This window comes from Devriesea agamarum, from assembly GCF_900070355.1.
In the GTDB taxonomy this organism is placed as follows: Bacteria; Actinomycetota; Actinomycetes; order Actinomycetales; family Dermabacteraceae; genus Devriesea; species Devriesea agamarum.
The window spans coordinates 830147-844417 of the sequence record NZ_LN849456.1; the positions used below are offsets into that span (position 1 = coordinate 830147).

Sequence of the window (14271 nt, forward strand, 5' to 3'; positions counted from 1 at the left end):
GATGCCTACCGTTCCGGACCCTAAACCGTTGAACCGTCTCGGGTCGTTCAAAATTAAACTGGGAGTGCTGGTCGCTGTTTCGGTCACAGTCGCTGCCGTGGGTGGATGGCTAGGTAGCTCGACTGGTCTGCCGCCGCTGGTCACGATCCCGGTGATCGTGGTCGTGGCTCTGCTAGCCACTCAGGTTCTGGCTCGCGGCATGACCTCTCCTTTGCGCGATATGACTGCGGCAGCGCGAGCTATGGCTCGTGGCGATTACAGCAGGCGGATTTTCACGAGCTCGCGCGATGAGGTGGGCCAGCTCGCCGAAGCGTTTAACACGATGTCTGCCGATTTAGAGCACACTGACCGGGTGCGTCGGGATTTGGTGGCGAACGTGTCACATGAGCTACGCACTCCGGTGGCGGCGTTGCGCGGCCAGTTGGAAAATCTCGCGGACGGGGTTACGGCCCCAGATCCCGCATCATTGCGCACGGCTTTGCACGAGACTGAACGTCTGTCCCGGCTTGTGGCGCATCTTTTGGATCTATCTCGTTTGGAGGCGGGGGTCACCCATCTGTCCATCGAGACGATTCAGCTCACTCCTTTCCTGCACGAAACCGTGGATGCGGCGTCCTTAATCGCAAGCAATCAGGATCGTGACGTGATGTGGCGGGTGGCGGTGAACCCTGCGGATCTCAGCGTGCGCGCTGATCCCGAGCGGTTGCACCAGGTGATCGCCAACCTGTTGGATAACGCGTCGCGCCACTCCCCGCCGGGCGGCACAATTCGTTTGACTGCTGGTCGTGATCCGGATCAACCCGGCGTGTTTCTTGAGGTGCGAGACGACGGTCCGGGAATCGCCCGGGCCGACCGGGAAAAAGTGTTTGAACGGTTCCATCGGGGAGGCTCCTCGGATGGCGGCGGTGGCACCGGATTGGGGTTGGCAATTGCCCGCTGGGCCGTGACTCTTCACGGAGGGACCATCCGGGTTTTGGATGATCCTCGTGCCCAGGAGGATCATCGAGGGGATGGAGAGCCTGGCGGTGACACCGATCGCTCGTCGGTGATACGTGTCACACTGCCAGATATTCCAGCTGATCCTTCGGCACCTACCAGCTGATAAGCACCTGGCGGAGAACCTAAGCCGCGGTAAACCTGGCCGCGGACGCGACAAATATGCATGTCTCATACCACGCAGACGCCCCAGGTCGGGTTGCCAACATCCGATAGGCTTAATGCGGTTATCGAACGAACTGATCTGATGAAGGCGGGCGATCGAAAAAGTGTCACAGAAGACACAGGAGGCGGGCCAAACCTCGGCGGAATCCGAGTTCGGACCGAATCAGTGGCTCGTAGACGAGCTGCGTGAACAGTACCGACAAGATCCCAGCAGCGTTGACCCCTCATGGGCCGAATATTTTGCTTCCCGGGATGTTGCTTATCAGAACGTGGCCGCGCCACCACCCACTACCCACGAAGAACCGGCCCGCCCACCCCAGACTGCTTGCCATGCTGGCGCAGCTCCGGCGGACCCGCCGAAGGCCCCAGAGCCTCAGAGGGCATCCGCGTCAACGCATGCGGCAAAGCCAGCCGAGAACCCCTCCCCCAAACCACCAACCACCCAGCAATCCGTGCCGCAAGCGCAGCCAGCACCAGCACCGGCAAGGCCCGCAGCGAAAGAAGAGAGCCCCGTGTCCAGCACCTCGGACCGTCCCATCCCGGCAAAGAAGCCGGAACCAACTCCTGCCCGCCCTGAACCCATCCCCCCGGAGCCGATGAAATTGCGCGGACCCGCCGCAGCGGTGGTTCGCAACATGGCCGAATCACTTGAGGTGCCGACAGCTACCTCCGTACGCGACATTCCCGCGAAACTCCTGTTCGACAATCGAATTGTCATCAACAACCATTTACGGCGGCACCGGCGAGGCAAAGTCTCCTTCACGCACCTCATTGGCTACGCCATGATCGAAGCCATCGTCGAAATGCCCGATATGAATAACGGGTTTGATATTCAGGACGGCAAACCTGTTTTGCTGCGTCGGCAAGACATCAATTTCGGCTTAGCCATCGACATGCCTCGCCCGGACGGTTCCCGCGGCCTGGTAGTGCCCAGCATCAAGTCGGCGCAAACCATGGATTTCGTAGCGTTCTGGGAAGCCTACGAAGATATTGTCCGCCGTGCCCGCGGCAATAAACTCACCATGGCTGACTTCCAGGGCACCACGGTTACCCTGACCAACCCCGGAGGCATCGGCACGGTGCACTCCATTCCGCGGCTGATGGCTGGCCAGGGCACCATCGTGGGTGTCGGGGCCATGGACTATCCCGCTCAATTCCAAGGCGCCAGCCAGGAAACTCTCTCCGAGCTCGCGGTCTCACGAGTCATGACGGTGACCTCCACCTACGATCACCGCATCATCCAGGGCGCAGCATCGGGCGAGTTTTTAAAGATCCTCGCCGACAAATTGCTGGGCCTGGACGGTTTTTACGACCGGGTTTTCCGCTCCCTGCGCCTACCGTATGAGCCTGTGCGCTGGGTTCAGGACAACCCGCTGAAGGACTCCAAAGAAGAAAAGTTCGCACACGTTATGGACTTAATCCATGCGTTCCGTGTGCGCGGGCACCTGATGGCTGATACCGATCCGCTGCAGTATCGTCAGCGCCGCCATCCCGATCTCGACGTGCAAACCTACGGCCTGACCCTGTGGGATCTGGACCGTTCATTCCCCACCCGCGGCTTCGGCGGGACTGACAGCATGCCGTTGCGCAGCATTCTCGGTCTGCTGCGGGATGCCTACTGCCGCACCATCGGTGTGGAATACATGCACATCACCGATCCTGAGGAGCGGCTCTGGCTGCAAAAACAGTTTGAGACCCCGCGACCGAAGCTCTCCAAAGATCAGGTCCACCACATCATGGACCGATTGAACGCGGCCGAAGCCTTCGAGACCTTCCTACAGACCAAGTTCGTCGGCCAGAAACGTTTCTCCCTGGAAGGTGGAGAATCGGTAATCCCGATGCTGGACTCGATCCTGCACGACGCCTCCCACGACGATATTGACGAAGTCTGCATCGGGATGGCCCACCGAGGTCGGTTGAACGTGCTATCAAATCTTGCCGGGAAGAGCTACCGGCAGATCTTCCAAGAGTTCGAGGGGAACCAGGATCCGAAAACTGTCTTGGGATCCGGTGATGTGAAATATCATCTCGGCACCGAAGGCACCTACACGGCCACGGACGGCGCCACCACCAAGGTTTACCTTGCGGCAAATCCATCCCACCTCGAAGCCGTTAATCCGGTGCTCGAAGGAATTGCGCGCGCTAAACAGGACCGGCTCAACCGAGGCGGAGTGGACTTCCCGGTGCTGCCGATTCTGATTCACGGCGACGCCGCATTCGCAGGGCAAGGCGTTGTCGCCGAAACCCTGAACCTGTCTGAGTTGCGCGGTTACCGCACCGGCGGCACCATCCACGTGGTCATTAATAACCAGATCGGATTCACCACCACACCGGATTCCTCCCGCACCTCGTACTACTGCACTGACATTGCAAAATCGACTCAGCTTCCGATCTTCCACGTCAACGGTGATGACCCCGAAGCTTGTGTCCGGGTCGCAGAAATCGCCTTCCGGTACCGTCAGAAGTTCCGACGGGACGTGGTGATCGACCTGGTCTGCTATCGCCGACGCGGACACAACGAAGGCGACGACCCATCGATGACCCAGCCCGAGATGTATCGGATCATCGAAACCAAGCCCAGCGTGCGCAAGCTCTACACCGAAGCTCTGATTGCCCGCGGCGATCTGACCGAGGACGAAGCCCAAGACGTAGTGCGTAACTTCCAGCACCACCTGGAGCAGGTCTTTACCGAATCACGCAAACAGTCCACGTCCCAGGGTGGCAGCCATGACGGAGACCGCGTGGCAGGGCTCGAAGTGCCCGATTCACAGCGAGGGGATCAGAACGCGTCCGCTCCCATATCCACGGCTGTGGACGCGTCGGTGCTGGCCCGGATCGGGGACGCCCACGTCTCGATGCCAGACCGCTTTACGGTGCATCCCAAACTGCGCACCTTGATGGAGAAGCGACGGGAGATGTCCCGCGATGGCCATATCGACTGGGCATTTGCGGAAATTCTTTCGTTCGGCTCCCTGCTTGTCGAAGGAACCCCCGTCCGTTTAGCCGGACAAGACTCCCGGCGGGGAACTTTTGTCCAGCGCCACGCTGTCCTAATTGACAAGGTCGATCAGGACACCTGGACCCCACTGCTGCACCTGGGCGATGGCCAGGCACGTTTCAACGTGTATGACTCCTCGCTTTCGGAGTTTGCGGCGCTCGGGTTTGAATACGGCTACTCGGTGGAAAGCCCGCAGGCGTTGGTCCTGTGGGAAGCCCAGTTCGGCGATTTCGTCAACGGCGCTCAGACCATCATTGACGAATTCATTTCCGCGTCTGAACAGAAGTGGGGCCAGAATTCGTCGGTGGTGCTGTTGCTACCGCACGGTTACGAAGGCCAAGGCCCCGATCACTCCTCAGCCCGCCCGGAGCGGTTCCTTCAACTGTGCGCCGAACAGAATCTGCGGGTTGCCATGCCCTCCAGCCCGGCTAACTACTTCCATTTGCTGCGTGATCAAGCTCGTCGTCGGCCACGTCGGCCCCTCATTGTCTTCACACCGAAGTCGATGCTGCGCAATAAGGCTGCGGTGAGCTCGCTGGATGAGTTCACCACTGGCGGTTTCCACCCGGTCATCGAGGATGCATCCGCCGATCCCAGTGCCATCCGGCAAGTACTACTGTGCTCAGGAAAGGTGTACTGGGATCTGCTGGCCCATCGGAAGGCTGAGCAGCGTACCGACACGGCCATCATTCGCGTTGAACAGCTGTATCCGCTGCCCATCGACGAGCTGAAAGCGGCCCTTGACCGGTACCCCACCGATATTCCGGTGCGCTGGGTCCAGGAAGAGCCACTTAATCAGGGTGCAGCTAGCTATATGGCGATTAGATTTGCGTCCCAGCTGGGACGGCCTCTTCAGCATGCTGCGCGTCCGGCCTCAGCTTCTCCCGCGGCGGGTACCAGTGCACGACACAAAGCGGAGCAGGAACAATTGCTGATTGACGCTTTCGCCCCTGCAAAATAATGCGCATGCGGTGGCTCAGCCATCTCAACTTCGTATCTATGCGACAACCCGGTGGGTGTGCCGCCGCGCCGCCTCGTAGGGCCCGGCGACATCGGTTATGCTCACCGGGCGCGCTACCCGTCCCGACGATTGGAGATCTCCGGTGACAGATACCACCCCCGGACCCGAACGCATCCGGTTAATCGCCCTCGGTGATGAACTGCTCGCGGGTATTGGAGATGCTCGTGTCCTCGGATGGATCGGCCGCGCAGTGGCCCGTCACCAACAGCACCGGCCCATCGATCTGTTCACGGCGGCATTGCCCGGTGAAACCTCAGCGGGCCTCGCCCAACGCTGGGACACCACGGTCGCTGAGCGGGTTGACCATGCGGGGCTCGAATCGGGAACCGTCGATCATCGGGTGGTGCTCGGCCTTGGCTCAGCCGATATTACAACCGGCACTTCTTTGGCTCGCTCTCGGCTTAACCTCGCTAAAGTCTTGGACGGTTTAGAACGGGCTCGTATCCCAGCGTTTGTGGTCGGCCCACCGCCAAGTGCCGATCGCGCCCGAACAACAGCGATCCGCGAGCTTTCCGGGGCCTTTGATGATGTGTGTTCACGCCGTCGAGTCACCTATGTTGACACCGTCAATGCCCTAGATGGACACGAACAGTGGGTCGCCGACCTCGCGCGCACGGGCACTGATCTCCCGGGGCAAACTGGCTACGGGTTACTTGCTTGGCTCGTTCTGCACGGCGGGTTCGGAAGCTTCCTGGGAACCGAGGCCTAAGACCAATCACCCGTGCTCGTCGAGAAGCAGATCACGGCGGTGAGATACAGCCCACTCCTGCGACTGTGAACCCAGGCATCGGGCTATGGCAGACTGGACGAGCTGTCCGGACAATCAGAAGGAGGCCAGGATGAGCAAGCGAGGCCGCAAGCGTCGTGACCGCCGCAAAGGCGGAGCCAACCACGGCAAGCGTCCCAACTCCTGAGGACGCCGAGTCGGATCCGGTTTGGTCGTCTGAGCGTTCGTAAACCGGCATTGACCGCACTCTTGGGTGTAACTAGGGGCCCCATCGGTATCGATGGGGCCCCTAGTTACACCGTGGCTATACCGTCATCGTATAGACGTAGGTGCATGCGATGACCTGTATACGCTGGCCTATAAAGGCCGCGCTTTAGAGATTTCGTCCTCGGTAACTCACGGTGATACGCCGATATTCAACGGTGATACGTTCGCGCAAGGACTCCGGGGCACTTTCGGACGCGCAACTGCGCTGCACGAGTTTTTTCAGCAACCGAACGGTTTCGAGCTCGTGGAGACAGCCGGGGCACGCCTTGATGTGGGCCATCAGCTCGTCAATCTCACACTCGGGGCATTCCCCGTCGAGTACTTCGTGCAACCGGGCGTTTAAAGCGCCCTCGCATCGTCCGCATCCGTGCCATTCGTTGGGCATTGTCATCGTGCACCTCCCGTCTGGGCAGTCGGTTCATGATGGTGGGGTTCAGTAACTGGCGCCTCAGGAGATCCAGCTGCCCCCTCGACGCCAGCAGCGGGTCCTGATGCGGTGCCCGCTGATTCGGCTATAGACCCGCCTGGTTTAGCTGAGATCGGCGCTGCTTCGGCTGGCGCTACTTCAGCTGCGGTCCCACCTCGTGCATCGAGTGTCTTCGCTGGTTGGCCTGATGCACCGTCCTGTAGGTCTGATGAATCAGATGCACTCTCCGATGATCGAAGATATCCGCTGTCCTGCGCATAACTCGCCAACGCATCCCGCAGCAGGCTCCTCCCGCGGTGAAGCCGCGACATCACGGTTCCGATCGGGGTGTCCATGATCTTGGCGATTTCCTTGTAGGCAAAACCCTCGACGTCAGCGAGGTACACCGCCATCCGATAATCCTCGGGAAGGGCCTGTAATGCTTCCTTAACCGCGGTATCGGGCAACCGGTCTAGCGCCTCAGTCTCTGCCGACCGCAACCCGGTACTGCTATGGGATTCGACGTCGGCTAGCTGCCAATCCTCCACGGTGTCTGTCCATGCTTCTTTAGGACGCCGCTGACTCTTGCGATAGGAGGTGATGTACGTGTTGGTCAGGATCCGAAACAGCCACGCCCGTAGATTGGTACCCGGGGTAAAGCGGTCCTCGGCAGCAAACGCCTTGAGATATGTCTCCTGCACCAGGTCCTCGGCGTCCTGCGGCTTGCGCGTCATGCGCAGTGCCGCCCCATAGAGCGAGTCGAGATGCGACAGGGCGTCGCGTTCAAAATCAAAGGACGTCGGATCACCCGCCGGGTCAGTGCCGTCGCTGATGCTGTTGTTCGTGTCCATCCCCAGTGAGCCTATCGGACCTAGGGCCCCGCGCGGACCCAGATACCGCCGACGATGTCGTTCGGAACTACGTGGCCGACGGTGCGAGCCCAAGGTAAACCCTCGAGATCTTGAGAGCGACCCTCGCCCGGACCTAGGCCGGCAATGAACAGCGGTCACCGAACGCTCACCTCTTATTGCCTGCATATCTTTACAAATTGACAGATATCCCTGGTTAAGCCGCGCCTCAACCCAGGCCTTGCCTCTGATCACACCGACATGTCCTTTGCCGCGGCTCAAGATCGCCACCCAACACCATTCAGCTTTCCCGGGCTGATCAGCGTTAATGACAGTTGATCCGTGATGCATCGTCGGGCAAGTCCACAGTCTCGCCGTGGTTTCACTTCGGATAACGCATTGCGGGTACGCCATTGTTCCTTAACGTGTTCTCTGCCACCGTTAATAGGGTCTATCCCACGGTCGAAAGTTCGATCGCACGTCATGCGCCAGTCCTTCAGGACAGGTGCATGACAGACAAGCTAGGGTTAGTGAGAACACACTGGCTACGGCTCATGCCGCAGCCCCTATCCGCACGATCGTGAGGAAGTCATGGCTCTCGTCCGTCGAATCGCTCGCCCACTGCTCGCCGCCCCTTTCATCTACGAAGGGGTGAAAACCCTTCAGACGCCCGAACGTCAAAAGGCCATCGCCCCCGGAGCTTTTAATAAGCTCGACGAGAAGCTGAAAGAAACCTCGATTCCCCTAGGGTCGGACAGCATTGTGCGCATCGCCGCTGGTGTCGCTATCGGCGCGGGCGCCCTATATGCCACCAACCGGATGCCTCGGCTCGCAGCGCTGACGTTGCTGGTCACTACATCTGTCGGCCTCGCTGGGCGCAAGAAGGTGTGGGAACTAACCGGCAAAGAACGCCAGGAAGAGATCCACGCCATCCTGTCGGACGCAGGCCTTTTGGGTGGTGTCATGCTGGCAGCCGTTGATCTCAGCGGAAAACCGTCCCTCAGCTACCGCATGTCGCGCGCAATTGAACGCGGACGTAAAAAAGCAGAACGCAAACAGCGCGAGCTTGAAAAGGGTGCGAAAGCCACCCGCAAAGCCGTTGAATCCCGCATGTCTTGATCCGTGAGCTCACGAGAAGTTCTCTGGACGGCCCCAACAGCCGATAGCCCGCTCGACGCGCTAGTCGAGGTTCCAGGCTCAAAGTCTCTTACCAACCGGTGGTTAGTCCTTGGTGCACTCGCCGATTCCACCACCTCGTTGCATGGAGTTTTGATCTCCCGCGATACGCGGCTGATGGTGGATGCTTTGCAGCAATTAGGGGCGAGTTTCCGTCGAGACGGCGCGAGCTGCCACATCACCCCGCTCACGCCAGATGCTTCGATCGATATGGCGCGTGCACCGATGTCCGCACCCGGCGATGGCTCGGTCGGCTCTCGGAGACAGCCAACCACTATCCACTGCGGCCTAGCAGGAACTGTCATGCGTTTTGTCCCCCCGGTGGCAGCGCTGACAGGCAAAACTGTTGACTTCGTCGGCGATCCGGCTGCGTCGTCGCGTCCTATGTCCGCACTAGTTGAGGGGCTGCGAGCGCAGGGCGTACGGGTTGATGACCTCGGCAAACCCGGTCGTCTACCGCTGCGCCTTTACGGCGACGGCGATCTGGCCGGCGGCACAATTGAGGTGGATGCCTCCGCATCCAGCCAGGTCATATCGGGTTTATTGCTTTCCGCCCCCCGGGGCCGACGCACCCTGGTTATTCGCCACACGGGGGCGCGTCTGCCTTCTGTGCCGCATATCGACATGACCCTTGAGGTGCTGCGACGCAGCGGCGTGGATGCCGAGCACCGGATGAGTATCGACGGGCGCACCCATGAGTGGGCGGTTGTGCCTGGGCCCGTCCATCTCGGTGAAGTGGTCATCGAGCCGGATCTTTCCAACGCTGGCCCTTTCCTCGCCGCGGCCATGGTCACCGGTGGAACCATCGCGATTTCAAGATGGCCCCGCCACACAACCCAACCCGGAGACGCCTACCGGGACCTGCTCACGCGCATGGGTGCAGACATCCATTTTGAGGATGACGAACTAGTGCTCACCGGAACCGGCGTCATCCATGGGATCGACGAAGACCTGGGGGACGTCGGCGAACTTACCTGCACCATCGCGGCGCTCGCAGTGCTGGCCGACTCCCCCAGTCATCTTCGTGGCATTGGACATCTGCGCGGGCACGAGACCGACCGTTTACATGCGCTGACCACCGAGATCCGGCGACTCGGCGGGGATGTGGTCGAACACGAGGATTCTCTGGAGATCAAGCCGAGGCCGCTGCACGGTGGAGTGGTCCAGACGTATGAGGATCACCGGATGGCCACGGCAGCCGCGATTATCGGCCTCAGAGTTCCGGGAGTTCAGGTGGTCAACGTTCAAACCACGGAGAAAACGCTTCCCGATTTTGTCGACATGTGGCTATCAATGCTGCATACGTGCTCCCCCGCAGGCGGCACATGGTAGTGCGTCGCGGCCGCGATCTCGATGAGTCGGATGTGCGCATCCGGCCTAACCGGCGCGGATCTCGGCCACGCACTAAGGAGCGCCCCCGGCATGCCGACGCGGTGCCTGCTCGTGTCATCGCAGTGGATCGCGGCCGATGGACCACCCTGGTTGATGCGGGAACGCCTCACGAACGAGCTGTCCGAGCGATGCGGGCTCGCGAGCTGGGTCGGACTTCCATTGTTCCCGGCGATATGGTCGCGCTCACCGGTGATATCAGCGGTTGCGATGGCTCGCTCGCGAGAATTGTCCGCCGCGAGAACCGTTCGTCGTTTCTGCGGCGCAGCGCGGATGACGACGATGCCACCGAGCGGCCCCTAGTCGCTAATGTCGACCAGATGGTGGTGGTGACGGCGTTAGCCGATCCGCAGCCGCGTCCCCGGCTGATCGACCGGTGCCTGGTTGCTGCCTATGACGCGGGGATTGAACCGCTTTTGTGCTTAACCAAAGCGGACCTGTGCCCACCCATGGGGTTTCTTGACCGCTACGCACCACTCGGGGTGCCGTATGTCACGACGTCGTTGGACCCCAGCGGATCGATCTGTGGGTTAGAAGCTCTTAGAGAACGCCTGGCGGGCCGAACCAGCGTCTTAGTCGGCCATTCCGGAGTGGGGAAGTCCACCATTGTCAATGCCCTGGTGCCGGGAACAGATCGGGCTATCGGTGACGTCAATGACGTCACCGGTCGCGGACGGCACACCTCCACATCCGCGTTAGCACTTCGGCTTCCCGAGGTTGACGGGTGGGTCATCGATACGCCCGGAGTTCGTTCTTTCGGACTCGGGCATGTTGAATCGGAACGATTACTGAACGCCTTCCAGGATCTGGCGCAGTGCGCGGACGCCTGTCCCCGAGATTGCAGTCATCTGGCGACGGCCCCGGACTGCGCACTGGATGGCGCGGTTGCTCAGGGGCTCGCGGGTCCTGCCGGAGCGTCGCGTCTCGATTCGTATCGGCGCCTGGTCGAGACGCTGCGCCGCAACGACCCCTGGGATATGTAACGGTCACCTAAGGTGTAGGTATGACCTATGCCGAAGACCTTCGCCTAGCCCATGTGCTCGCCGATGCTGTCGATCAACTCACCATGTCGCGTTTTCGCGCTCAAGATTTACGAGTCGAAACCAAACCCGATATGACTGAGGTGACCGATGCCGACCAAGCAGCTGAACAGCTTGTTCGGGCACAGCTTGGTCGATCCCGGTCACGTGACCAGGTTATTGGTGAAGAGTTCGGCAGCACTGGGCATTCTCCGCGGCAATGGGTGATCGATCCGATTGATGGCACCCGCAATTTTGTGCGCGGGGTTCCCGTCTGGGCAACGCTGATTGGGCTAATTGAAGACGGCAAGGCTGTCGTCGGTCTGGTGTCGGCACCTGCGCTATCTCGGCGCTGGTGGGCAGGAGCGGGCTCCGGCGCCTGGACGGGAAGCCGTCTCAGCTCGGCTCGGCGCCTCCATGTGTCGAGCGTGGATCGCATTGATAACGCGTCCCTGTCGTATTCGTCATTAAATGGTTGGGCTGATTCTGACCGGCTGCCCCAGATGCTTAATTTCATGCAACGGTGCTGGCGAACTCGCGCATATGGTGACTTTTGGTCCTACATGCTGCTAGCGGAAGGTGCGGTCGATATCGCGGCAGAGCCAGAGCTGAATCTTCACGATATGGTCGGGCTGGTTCCCATCGTGACCGAGGCTGGCGGACGTTTTTCGGACCTGGACGGTCAGGACGGCCCCTTCGGCACCAATGCGGTCGCGACCAATGGCCTGCTGCACGAAGAGGTTTTAGAAGCCCTCGCGCTTAGAGATTGACGATAGTGGGCCGTAAGCGACACTGAGTTGAGCGGCGACAATGAGCTGAACATTGCGCACTCCTCCGCTGTCGATTTTCGTCCCCAGAAGAGCCATTGGTGTTCTACCTGTGCCGATCCCACGGTGCGTCGATAGGATAGCTGAGGTATGTCTTCATTCCCGTCGAGAGGATCGGATCCCACTATGACCGTCCGCCGTGTCGCCCTGCTGACCGCCGGGGGCTATGCCCCCTGCCTATCTTCCGCCGTCGGCGGACTCATCGAGCGTTACACCGAACTGGTGCCGGACGTCGAGATCATCGCCTACCAGCACGGCTACTGGGGCCTTCTGTCCGGCCACAAGATTGTGGTCGACGATGAGGTGCGCAAGAACGCCGGCGTTTTACACAACTATGGTGGCTCACCGATCGGCAATTCCCGGGTTAAGCTCACCAACACTGCCGACTTGGTCAAGCGCGGTCTTATTCAAGAGGGCGAGAACGCTCTAGAGGTTGCCGCGAATAAGCTCAAAGAAGATGGTGTTGACGTTTTGCACACCATCGGTGGTGACGATACGAATACCACCGCCGCCGATCTTGCCGCGTACCTCCACGAAAATGGGTACGACCTGCAGGTGGTTGGCTTACCTAAAACGATCGACAACGATATCGTGCCGATTCGCCAGTCTCTCGGCGCTATGACCGCAGCCGAGCAAACCAGCATTTTCGCGCAGAACATTATTGCTGAAAATGGCTCTAACCCGCGGATGCTCATCATCCACGAGGTGATGGGACGTGCGTGTGGCTACTTGACTGCGCAGGCTGCCGAGTACTACCAGCAGTGGCACGCCCAGCAGACGTGGCTTCCCACCATCGGGCACACCCCGGAGCGTTGGGATGTTCACGCGGTATTCCTGCCGGAGATGAAGCTAGACATCGACGGTGAGGCCAAGCGTCTGAAGACGATCATGGATGAGGTGGGCTGCGTTAACATCTTCCTTTCTGAAGGTGCGGGCATCCCCGAGATCATTGCTGAGATGGAGTCACGCGGTGAACAGGTTGAAAAAGACCCGTTCGGCCACGTCAAGTTGGATAAGATCAACCCCGGCCAGTGGTTTGCGAAGCAGTTCGCTGAGAAGCTCGGAGCTGAAAAGGTGATGGTGCAAAAGTCCGGCTACTTCTCGCGTTCGGCGAAGGCCAATGCGGAGGATCTGCGCCTTATTAAGTCAATGACCGACTTGGCTGTGCAGACAGCGCTCGAGGGCGGTACCGGTGTCATTGGTCATGACGAAGGCAACAATGGCGTTCTGCGGGCCATTGAGTTTGATCGGATTGCTGGCCACAAGGCGTTTGATATCTCTCAGGACTGGTTCCAGGCCGTGATGGGGAAGATTGGCCAGAAGGTCGAGCCGACCGAAAGCCACTGACCTGTATCATCGGCCGGCATCGGCACGGCATCGGCCCAGTGTCAGCTCGGACCGGGGCCGGTATCCGACGACCGGTATCCAGATGTGATGGTTTGTTGATGTGGTGGTTTATTGATACGCGCAGTGTCCCCGCGGTGGTGCACAGCAGGGCTTTAGCACTGCGCGCGCCGGCACTGGTTCTGGTGCGGCGGCACTGATTCTGGTGCACCTGCAGATGTAGGCGCGAGGCCGCGTACTCGATGCACCTGCCGCGGTGACGGAATATTGGTTGGGCCCGCATCCCTCGTGGGGATGCGGGCCCAACGTTATGTGTGAGGCCGTGATGTTTCCGTCCGTAGCTCCCCGCCGCAATGGCAAGCCAGGTCTGTAGATTCAGCCCTACACGTGCAATGACGCCACGTTGTCAGCGTGTGCTCGAGATGCTGTCGCGCGGGCACACGAAGTCGTTCCAACGAACAGCCTCATTTCTTGCAGCGTAATCATCGCTCGAACGCGACAACTCGCATGATCTCGTTCTCGACGCTACCCATGCTCGACGCCGCCCGCATTCGGCATTGCCCGTGCCCTACGCCTCCCGTGCCCGATTTCTTGGATCTCTCACACAGCCATGTTCGGATACGCAGCCGCGTTCTGGACCTCATCGAAGTATTCATGGCGTGAGGGGCTCTGGAGCCCGGAAGGCGGAGTAATGGGACCCGGGCATAGGTTGGCCTTTAACACAGCTATTGAGAGGCCTCCGCGCAGTAGCATCCCAATTATCTAGAAGCTTCCAGGAGCATCTTGGCTATCTAGATAGCATCCGCACAGAACCATGAATAAGGCCCTTACCAGCTACATGCTGGTAAGGGCCTTTCTTAGTAGCGGGGACAGGATTTGAACCTGCGACCTCTGGGTTATGAGCCCAGCGAGCTACCGAACTGCTCCACCCCGCGGCGACTTGATAAACACTACGGGAGGATACCTATCTCTGTCCAGCTCAGGCCTATGTAACCTTCGTCATGCGCCTCTTAGAACAGAGTGAAACAACCGATCAGAGAGGCGCATGACCACGAACGACCAATGCTTAAGCCAACACCAAGGGACGA

10 protein-coding genes, 1 tRNA gene and 1 pseudogene are annotated in these 14271 nt (G+C 60.0%); 9 read left to right on the top strand and 3 right to left on the bottom strand.

The window, feature by feature from the left end:
- The first annotated feature begins 1 nt into the window (after position 1).
- From BN1724_RS03665 to BN1724_RS13550, 4 genes are all read left to right on the top strand, one after another.
- Positions 2-1102, top strand: coding sequence for a sensor histidine kinase (locus BN1724_RS03665; protein WP_058234276.1), 1101 nt, complete (start codon positions 2-4; stop codon positions 1100-1102).
- Between the two features lie 163 nt (positions 1103-1265).
- Positions 1266-5120: a multifunctional oxoglutarate decarboxylase/oxoglutarate dehydrogenase thiamine pyrophosphate-binding subunit/dihydrolipoyllysine-residue succinyltransferase subunit gene (locus BN1724_RS03670; protein WP_058234277.1), complete on the top strand. Its 3855-nt coding sequence runs from the start codon at positions 1266-1268 to the stop codon at positions 5118-5120.
- Between the two features lie 142 nt (positions 5121-5262).
- On the top strand, positions 5263-5889 hold the full coding sequence (locus BN1724_RS03675) for a GDSL-type esterase/lipase family protein (RefSeq protein WP_058234278.1): 627 nt from the start codon (positions 5263-5265) through the stop codon (positions 5887-5889).
- Positions 5890-6019: 130 nt separating this feature from the next.
- The gene (locus tag BN1724_RS13550) at positions 6020-6094 is read left to right on the top strand and encodes a 50S ribosomal protein bL37 (RefSeq protein ID WP_407919313.1); all 75 of its coding nucleotides are present in this window, start codon (positions 6020-6022) and stop codon (positions 6092-6094) included.
- Positions 6095-6280: 186 nt separating this feature from the next.
- Here the strand turns inward: BN1724_RS13550 and rsrA are convergent, their stop codons facing one another.
- Complete coding sequence (rsrA, locus tag BN1724_RS03680; protein ID WP_157085734.1) at positions 6281-6565, bottom strand: mycothiol system anti-sigma-R factor; 285 nt, start codon at positions 6563-6565, stop codon at positions 6281-6283.
- A 242-nt stretch (positions 6566-6807) separates the two neighbouring features.
- A pseudogene (locus BN1724_RS03685) lies at positions 6808-7431 on the bottom strand (sigma-70 family RNA polymerase sigma factor); the annotation flags it as partial.
- A 588-nt stretch (positions 7432-8019) separates the two neighbouring features.
- On the opposite strand from BN1724_RS03685, the gene BN1724_RS03690 reads away from it, so the two are divergent.
- From BN1724_RS03690 to BN1724_RS03710, 5 genes are all read left to right on the top strand, one after another.
- Positions 8020-8547: a DoxX family membrane protein gene (locus BN1724_RS03690; RefSeq protein WP_058234280.1), complete on the top strand. Its 528-nt coding sequence runs from the start codon at positions 8020-8022 to the stop codon at positions 8545-8547.
- Positions 8548-8550: 3 nt separating this feature from the next.
- Positions 8551-9936, top strand: coding sequence for a 3-phosphoshikimate 1-carboxyvinyltransferase (gene aroA / locus BN1724_RS03695; protein ID WP_058234281.1), 1386 nt, complete (start codon positions 8551-8553; stop codon positions 9934-9936).
- A complete protein-coding gene (gene rsgA / locus BN1724_RS03700; protein ID WP_058235739.1) occupies positions 9930-10976 on the top strand; it encodes a ribosome small subunit-dependent GTPase A in 1047 nt (348 codons plus the stop codon). Before aroA ends, rsgA begins: the two co-directional genes overlap by 7 nt.
- A 20-nt stretch (positions 10977-10996) precedes the next feature.
- Positions 10997-11782 (top strand): histidinol-phosphatase, encoded by a 786-nt coding sequence (hisN, locus tag BN1724_RS03705; RefSeq protein ID WP_058234282.1) that lies wholly within the window; start codon positions 10997-10999, stop codon positions 11780-11782.
- A 183-nt stretch (positions 11783-11965) separates the two neighbouring features.
- Positions 11966-13186 (top strand): pyrophosphate--fructose-6-phosphate 1-phosphotransferase, encoded by a 1221-nt coding sequence (locus tag BN1724_RS03710; RefSeq protein ID WP_058234283.1) that lies wholly within the window; start codon positions 11966-11968, stop codon positions 13184-13186.
- Between the two features lie 858 nt (positions 13187-14044).
- On the opposite strand, the gene BN1724_RS03715 is transcribed toward BN1724_RS03710, so the two are convergent.
- A tRNA-Met gene (locus BN1724_RS03715) sits at positions 14045-14118 on the bottom strand.
- Positions 14119-14271: the final 153 nt, after the last annotated feature.